This window comes from Saccharothrix sp. ST-888 (genome assembly GCF_000955975.1).
Lineage (GTDB): Bacteria > Actinomycetota > Actinomycetes > Streptomycetales > Streptomycetaceae > Kitasatospora.
Genome location: NZ_JYJF01000170.1, coordinates 1 through 8,381, shown reverse-complemented (window position 1 = coordinate 8,381; position 8,381 = coordinate 1). Strand labels below are relative to the sequence as shown.

The following is an 8,381-nucleotide window of genomic DNA, read 5'->3' as shown; positions in this document are numbered from 1 at the left end:
CGAAAGCCCCGGCGAACACCGGGAACGCCGCATACAACTCGGCGCCCATCCCGACCCGCTGACTCCCCTGCCCCGTGAACAGGAACGCCGTACGGCCGGACCCGGCCGTCTGGCCCTCCACCACGTTGCCGGCCGACTCGCCGCGCGCCAGGGCCTCCAGGCCGCGCAGCAGCTCGGCCCGGTCGGCGCCCACCACGGCGGCACGCTGTTCGAGGCCGGCGCGGGTGGTGGCCAGGGACCAGCCGACGTCGACGGGGTCCGGCAGGGCCGCGTCCTCGGTCAACTGCCGGTGCAGCCTGGAGGCCTGGGCGTGCAGGGCCTCGCGGGTCTTCGCGGACAGCGCCCACGGCACGACGCCCGACTCGGTCCGCACCGGGCTCTGCTCGGCCATCGACACCGGCGCCGGGGCCTGCTCGATGATGACGTGGGCGTTGGTGCCGCTGACGCCGAACGAGGAGACGCCCGCGCGGCGCGGCCGCCCGGTCTCCGGCCAGGGCTGAGCCTCGGTGAGCAGCGAGACCGCGCCGACCGTCCAGTCGACGTGCGGGGACGGCTCGCTGACGTGCAGGGTCTGCGGCAGCACACCGTGCCGCATCGCCTGCACCATCTTGATCACGCCCGCCGCGCCGGCGGCGGCCTGGGTGTGGCCCAGGTTGGACTTCACCGAGCCGAGCCAGAGCGGCGCGGACTCGGCCCGGTCCTGGCCGTAGGTGGCGAGCAGCGCCTGCGCCTCGATCGGGTCGCCCAGCGTGGTGCCCGTGCCGTGTGCCTCGACCGCGTCCACCTGGTCCGCCGACAGGGCGGCGTTGGCCAGGGCCTGGCGGATCACCCGCTGCTGGGACGGGCCGTTGGGGGCGGTCAGGCCGTTGCTGGCGCCGTCCTGGTTGACGGCGGTGCCACGCACCACGGCCAGCACCGGGTGTCCGTTGCGGCGGGCGTCGGACAGCCGCTCGACCAGCAGCATGCCCACGCCTTCGGCCCAGCTGGTGCCGTCCGCGTCGGCGGAGAAGGACTTGCAGCGGCCGTCGGCGGCCAGCCCGCGCTGGCGGCTGAAGTCGACGAAGGTGTCGGGGGTGGACATCACGGTGACACCGCCCGCCAGCGCCAGCGTGCACTCGCCGGAGCGCAGTGCCTGCCCAGCCAGGTGGAGCGCCACCAGCGAGGACGAGCACGCGGTGTCGACCGTGACAGCCGGGCCCTCCAGGCCGAAGGTGTAGGACACCCGGCCCGAGGCCACGCTGCCGGAGCTCCCGGTGCCGAGGTAGCCCTCGACACCCTCGGGGATGGCGGGGAGCCGGGAGACGTAGTCGTGGTACATCACGCCCGCGAAGACGCCGGTCCGGCTGCCCCGCAGGGTGGTGGGGTCGATCCCCGCCCGCTCGAACGCCTCCCAGGACGCCTCCAGCAGCAGCCGCTGCTGCGGGTCCATCGCCAGCGCCTCGCGCGGGTTGATGCCGAAGAAGCCCGGGTCGAAGGCACTGGCGTCGTGCAGGAAGCCGCCCTGCTGCGCGTAGGAGGTGCCCTGGCGCTCGGGGTCGGGGTCGTAGAGCGCGTCCAGGTTCCAGCCACGGTCGGTGGGGAAGGCGGACACGCCGTCGCCGCCTGCGGACACCAGCCGCCACAGGTCCTCGGGCGAGGCCACCCCGCCGGGGTAGCGGCAGGCCATGCCGATGATGGCGATCGGGTCGTCGTCCTCGGCCGCCGTGGTGACGGCCACGGCGGTCATCGCGTCGACCGAGCCGAGCAGTTCGCTGCCCAGCTGTTCGGCGAGGGCGGCCGGGGTCGGGTAGTCGAAGACCAGGGTCGCCGGCAGCCGCAGGCCGGTCGCCGCGTTCAGCCGGTTGCGCAGCTCGACGGCGGTCAGCGAGTCGAAGCCCAGGTCCTTGAAGGCGAGTTGGGGTTCGACGGCGTCCGATGCGGTGTGGCCGAGCACGCCGGCCACGTGGGCCGTGACCAGGACGAGCAGCGCCTTGGCCCGCTCTGCGGCCGGAACTGCCGCCAGCTGCTGGGCGAAGGAGCCGTCGGCGTCCTCGGCGGCCCGGGCGGCGCGCCGGGCGGGTGCCCGGACCAGTCCCCGAAGCAGGGCGGGCAGCGCCGGGGAGGCGGCCTGGCCGCGCAGTCCGGCGAGGTCGAGCCGCATCGGGACGTAGGTCGCGCCGCCCAGCGCGGTCGCGGTGTCCAGCAGGGTGAGGCCCTCGCGGGAGGAGAGCGCGTCGACACCGGCGCGGTTGATGCGCCGGAGGTCGGCCTCCTCCAGGGTGCCGGTCATCCCGCTGCGTTCGGCCCACAGGCCCCAGGCCAGTGCGGTGGCGGGCAGGCCGGCGGCCCGGCGGTGGTGGGCGAGGGCGTCCAGGAAGGCGTTGGCCGCCGCGTAGTTGGCCTGGCCGGGACCGCCGAGGGTGCCGGCCGCCGCGGAGAACAGGACGAAGGCGGAGAGATTCTGATCCTTCGTCAGTTCGTGCAGGTGCCAGGCCGCGTCCGCCTTGGGCCGCAGCACGGTGTCGATGCGCTCGGGGGTGAGCGAGGAGACGATGCCGTCGTCCAGCACGCCTGCGGTGTGCACGACGGCGGTGAGCGGGTGCTCGGCGGGTACGGCGGCGAGCAGGACCGCGAGGGCGTCGCGGTCGGCGACGTCGCAGGAGGCCAGGGTCACCCGGGCGCCCGACTCGGCGAGTTCGGCGGCGAGTTCGGGGGCTCCGGCGGCCTCGATGCCCCGGCGGGAGACCAGCAGCAGGTGCCGGACGCCGTGGACGGTGACCAGGTGGCGGGCGACCAGGGCGCCGAGGGTGCCGGTGGCGCCGGTGACCAGGACCGTGCCCTGCGGGTCCGGCGCGAAGGCGTGGGACTCGCCGTCGGCGGCTGCGGTCACCCGGGCGAGCCGGGGCAGGTGGACGGCTCCGGCCCGCAGTGCGAGCTGCGGCTCGCCGCCCGCGACGGCGGCCGGCAGGGCCTGGGCGGAGCGCGGGTCGGCGTCGAGGTCGAGCAGGACCAGGCGTCTCGGGTGCTCGGACTGCGCGGAGCGGACCAGGCCCCAGACGGCGGCGGCGGCCAGGTCGGTGACGTCCTCGCCCGGGGCGACGGCCATCGCGCCTCTGGTGGCCAGGACCAGTCGGGTCTCGGCGAGGCGGTCGTCAGCCAGCCACTCCTGCACCAGGGCGAGCGCCCGCCGTACCGCCGTGTGCACGGCCGCCGGAGCGGCACCGGGCTCGGTGGGGACGACGGCCAGGACGGTGCGGGGCAGTGCGGCGGCCTCCGCTACGGCGGCCGGGTCGGGGTGTGCGGGGACGGTGAACCCGGCCGCGCCGAGTCCGAGTCCGTCCTCGCCGAGCAGCGCCCAGCCGTCGACGTCGGCGGCGGGAGAAACGGCGGGTGCGGGCTGCCACTCCACGCTGAACAGCGACTCGTGGTGCACGGCCCGGGCGGCGTGCACCTGGGCGGCCGAGACCGGGCGCAGCAGCAGCGACTCCACGTCGGCGACGGGCGTGCCGGTGGCGTCCGCGACCGTGACGGCGACGGCGTCCTCACCGGCCGGGGAGAGCCGGACCCGCAGGGTGTCGGCGCCCGAGGCGTGCAGGGTGACGCCGCTCCAGGCGAACGGGAGCCGCCCGGACTCGCTGGGCCGCAGCAGGGCGCCCATGCCGACGCCGTGCAGCGCGGCGTCGAGCAGCGCGGGGTGCAGGCCGAACAGGCGGGCGTCGGCCCTGGCCTGCTCGGGCAGCCGGACCTCGGCGAAGATCTCGTCGCCCGACTGCCAGGCCGCGTGCAGTCCCTGGAAGACCGGCCCGTAGCCGAACCCGGCCTCGGCCAGGTAATCGTAGAGGCCGTCGGTCTCGACCGGAACGGCTCCGGCCGGCGGCCAGCTGTCCCGGCCGAGCGGTTCGCCCCGGCGGTCGGCGGACGCGGGGGCGAGGGTGCCGGTGGCGTGCCTGGTCCAGGCGTGCTCGGCGGTCAGGGCGGCGACGGTGGCGGCGTCCTCGGGCTCGGGGCGGGAGTGCAGGGTGAACGGGCGGCTGCCGGTGGCGTCCGCCTCGCCGACGGCGAGCTGGAGCTGGACGGCACCGCGCTCGGGCAGGGCCAGCGGGGCTTCCAGCATCAGTTCGGCGAGCCGGTGGCAGCCCACGTGGTCGCCGGCCCGGATGGCGAGCTCGACGAAGGCGGTGCCGGGCAGCAGGACGGTGCCCATCACCGCGTGGTCGGCGAGCCAGGGGTGGGTCTGCAGCGAGAGCAGCCCGGTGAACAGCACCCCGTCGGCGTCGGCGAGGGCGACTGCGGCGCCGAGCAGCGGGTGGTCGGCCGCACCGAGTCCGGCGGAGGTGACGTCGCCGAGCCAGCCGGACGGCGGCTCGGGCCAGTGCCGGCGGCGCTGGAAGGAGTACGTGGGCAGGTCGGCCCGGGTGCCGCCCCAACCGGTGGACACGGCCTGCCAGTCGGGCGTGGCGCCGTGGACGTGGACCCGGGCCAGGGCGGTCAGCAGCGACTGGACCTCGGGCCGGTCCGCGCGCAGTGCGGGCACCAGGGCGATGCCGTCGCTGCCGCCGTCCCGGTCCTCGCCGAGGCAGTGCTGGGCCATCGCGGTGAGGACACCGTCGGGGCCGAGCTCCAGGTAGGTGGTGATGCCGTTGGCGTCGAGCCTGCGGACGGCGTCGTGGAAGCGGACCGCCTCGCGGACGTGGCGCACCCAGTACTCGGGCGAGCTCAGCTCCTCGGCGGAGAGCGAGGCACCGGTGACGGTGGAGACGATCGGCAGGCGCGCGGGCTGGTAGTCCAGGCTCTCGGCGACCTTGCGGAACTCGTCCAGCATGCCGTCCATCAGCGGTGAGTGGAAGGCGTGGCTGACCGCGAGGCGCCGGGTCCGGCGGCCGAGCTCCTCGAAGTGCCGGGCGATCAGGAGGACTTCGTCCTCGGCGCCGGAGAGCACCACGGCGGTGGGCCCGTTGACGGCGGCGACACCGGCCCGGTCCTCGTGGCCCGCGAGCAGCGGCAGCACCTCCTGCTCCGTCGCCTCGACCGCCACCATCGCTCCGCCGCGCGGCAGTTGCTGCATCAGCCGGCCGCGCGCGGCGACCAGGGCGGCGGCGTCGGTGAGCGACCAGACGCCCGCGACGTGGGCGGCGGCGAGCTCGCCGATCGAGTGGCCGGCCAGCGAGTCGGGGGCCAGGCCCCAGGACTCGACCAGCCGGTAGAGGGCCACCTCGATCGCGAACAGTGCGGGCTGGGTGTAGGAGGTCTCGTCCAGCAGACCGTCCCCGCCGGTGAACACCACCTCGCGCAGCGGACGCTCCAGGTGCGCGTCGAACGCGGCGCACACCGCGTCGAAGGCCTCCGCGAACACCGGGAACGCCTCGTGCAGCTCCGCGCCCATACCGGCCCGTTGGCTGCCCTGCCCGGTGAACAGGAACGCCGTCCGGCCCTCGGCCGGGGCGACGCCCTGCACCAGGTTCGGGGCGGGCTCGCCGGCGGCGAGGGCGTCGAGGCCGGCCAGCAGCCCGGCGCGGTCCTCGGCCAGCACGGCGGCCCGGTGGTCGAGGGCGGCGCGGGTGGTGGCCAGCGAGTGGGCCAGGTCGGCCTGGGCGAGCTCGGGAACGGTGTCCAGGTGGGCGCGCAGTCGGGCGGCCTGGGCCCGCAGGGCGTCCGCCGTCCGGCCCGAGACCAGGTGCGGGAGCAGCGCGAGGACGGGCTGCGGCGCCTCGGCCCCGGCGGCGGGCTCGGGGGCCGGCGGGGCCTGCTCGATGATGGTGTGGGCGTTGGTGCCGCTGACGCCGAAGGAGGAGATGCCCGCGCGGCGCGGCTCCCCGGTCTCGGGCCACGGCCGGGCCTGCTCCAGCAGGGCGACGCCGCCGGACGACCAGTCCACGTGCGGCGAGGGCTCGTCCACGTGCAGGGTCTGCGGCAGCACGCCGTGCTGCATCGCCAGCACCATCTTGATGATGCCCGCGACACCGGCGGCGGCCTGGGTGTGGCCCAGGTTGGACTTCACCGAGCCCAGCCACAGCGGCCGGTCCTGCGGGCGCTCCAGGCCGTAGGTGGCGAGCAGGGCCTGGGCCTCGATCGGGTCGCCGAGGACCGTGCCGGTGCCGTGTGCCTCGACCACGTCCACCTGGGCGGGGGTGAGCCCGGCGGCGGCCAGCGCCTGGCGGATGACGCGCTGCTGGGAGGGGCCGTTGGGGGCGGTGAGGCCGTTGCTCGCGCCGTCCTGGTTGACGGCCGAGCCCCTGATCACGGCCAGGACGGGGTGCCCGTTGCGCTGGGCGTCCGACAGCCGCTCCAGCAGCAGCATGCCGACGCCCTCGCCCCAGCCGGTGCCGTCGGCGGCGGCGGCGAAGGACTTGCAGCGGCCGTCGGCGGCCAGCCCGCGCTGGCGGCTGAACTGGACGAACGCACGGGGGCTGGACATCACCGTGACGCCGCCGGCCAGCGCCAGCGAGCACTCCCGCTGGCGCAGCGCCTGCACGGCGAGGTGGAGCGCGACCAGCGAGGAGGAGCAGGCGGTGTCGACGGTGACCGCCGGGCCCTCCAGGCCGAAGGTGTAGGAGAGGCGGCCGGAGAGCACGCTCGCCGAGTTGCCGGTGAGGGTGTAGCCCTCGACGCCTTCGGGAACCTGGTACAGCAGGTCGCCGTAGTCCTGGCCGTTGGTCCCGGCGAAGACGCCGGTCCGGCTGCCCTTGAGCGAGGTGGGGTCGATCCCGGCCCGTTCCAGGACCTCCCAGGACGCCTCCAGCAGCAGGCGCTGCTGCGGGTCCATGCCGAGCGTTTCGCGGGGGCTGATCCCGAAGAAGGCGGCGTCGAACTCCGGTGCGTCGTACAGGAAGCCACCCTGCCGGGTGTAGCTGGTGCCCTGCTGGTCCGGGTCCTCGTCGAAGAGCGACTCGATGTCCCAGCCCCGGTCGGTCGGGAAGTCGCCGACCGCGTCGCGGCCCTCGGCCACCAGCTGCCACAGCTCCTCGGGGGAGTTCACCCCGCCCGCGAACCGGCAGCTCATCGACACCAGGGCGATCGGCTCGGAGTCGACCGACTCCGCCTCGCGCAGCCGCTGGCGGGTCTGGTGCAGATCCGCCGTCACGCGCTTCAGATAGTCGAGGAGCTTTTCCTGATCCACTGTTGGAACCTCACCCAATTCGATGACTGCGGGGAACTGCAAGAACGTGCGGGCAGACCCGGGGACGGGAGCACCGCGTACCCGGCCGGCCGGCGCCCGGTGTGTTTCTTCCGGGCGCCGGCCGGCCGTCAGGAGATGCCGAGCTCCTGGTCGATGAAGGCGAACACCTCGTCGGCCGAGGCGGACTGCAGCTTCTCGGCGACCTGGGCCTCGGTCTCCGCCTCGCGGGGAGCGCCGCTCCACCGGGCCAGCAGGGCCTGGAGCCGGGCGGCGACGTCGGTACGGGTGTCCTCGTCCTCGGCGACCGTCGACAGGGCCGCCTCCAGACGGTCGAGGTCGGCGAGCGAGGCCGTGCCCTGGTCGCCGCCCTCGGGCAGCAGGTCCGCGCCGAGGCGGGCGGCCAGGGCGGCCGGGGTCGGGAAGTCGAACACCAGCGTCGCCGGGAGCCGGAGTCCGGTCGCGGCGTTGAGGCGGTTGCGCAGCTCCAGGGCGGTCAGCGAGTCCAGTCCGAGCTCCTTGAAGGCCCGGTTCGCACCCACCTCGTCGACCGTCGCATGCCCGAGCGCCGCCGCCGCGTGGGCCCGTACCAGGTCCAGGACGGTCTGCTCGCGCTCCAGTTCGGCCATCCCCAGCAGGCGCTGCCGCAGGTCGGAGGCGTCCGGCTCGGCAGGTCCTGCGGGCTCGCCGCTCACCGCCGCTCGTCGGACGGCGGGCAGCTCGTCCAGCAGGGCGGAGGCGCGGACTGCGGTGAAGCCGGGGGCGAAGCGCTCCCAGACGATGTCGGCCACCGTGATCACGGTGTCGTCCAGGTCCAGGGCCTGCTGGAGGGCGGCGATCGCCGACTCCGGCGGCATGCCCGGCAGTCCGGCGCGGTCCAGCCGGTCGCCGATCGCGCCGTGGGCCGCCATACCGCTCTCGCCCCAGCGGCCCCAGGCCACCGAGGTGGCGGGCAGGCCCTCGGCCCGGCGGTGCTCGGCGAAGGCGTCCAGGAAGGCGTTGGCCGCCGCGTAGTTACCCTGCCCGGGATCGCCCAGCATGCCCGCGATACCGGAGAACAGCACGAAGGCGTTCAGCTTCTGATGCTTCGTCAGTTCGTGCAGGTTCAGCGCCGCGTCCACCTTGGGCCGCAGCACGCCCGCGACCCGCTCGGGCGTCAGCAGGTCGAGCACCCCGTCGTCCAGCACACCGGCGGTGTGCATCACGGCGGTCAGCGGGTGCTCGGCCGGCACCCGGTCGAGCAGTTCGGCGAGCGCCGAGCGGTCCGACACGTCACAGGACTCGATCG

General features: G+C 75.3%; 1 protein-coding gene and 1 pseudogene. Both read right to left on the bottom strand.

The features are described from left to right. A pseudogene (locus UK12_RS30900) lies at positions 1 to 7,096 on the bottom strand (type I polyketide synthase); the annotation flags it as partial. Positions 7,097 to 7,224: 128 nt separating this feature from the next. Further along, a partial coding sequence (locus tag UK12_RS30895) for a type I polyketide synthase (protein ID WP_045306519.1) occupies positions 7,225 to 8,381 on the bottom strand: 1,157 nt, incomplete at its 5' end.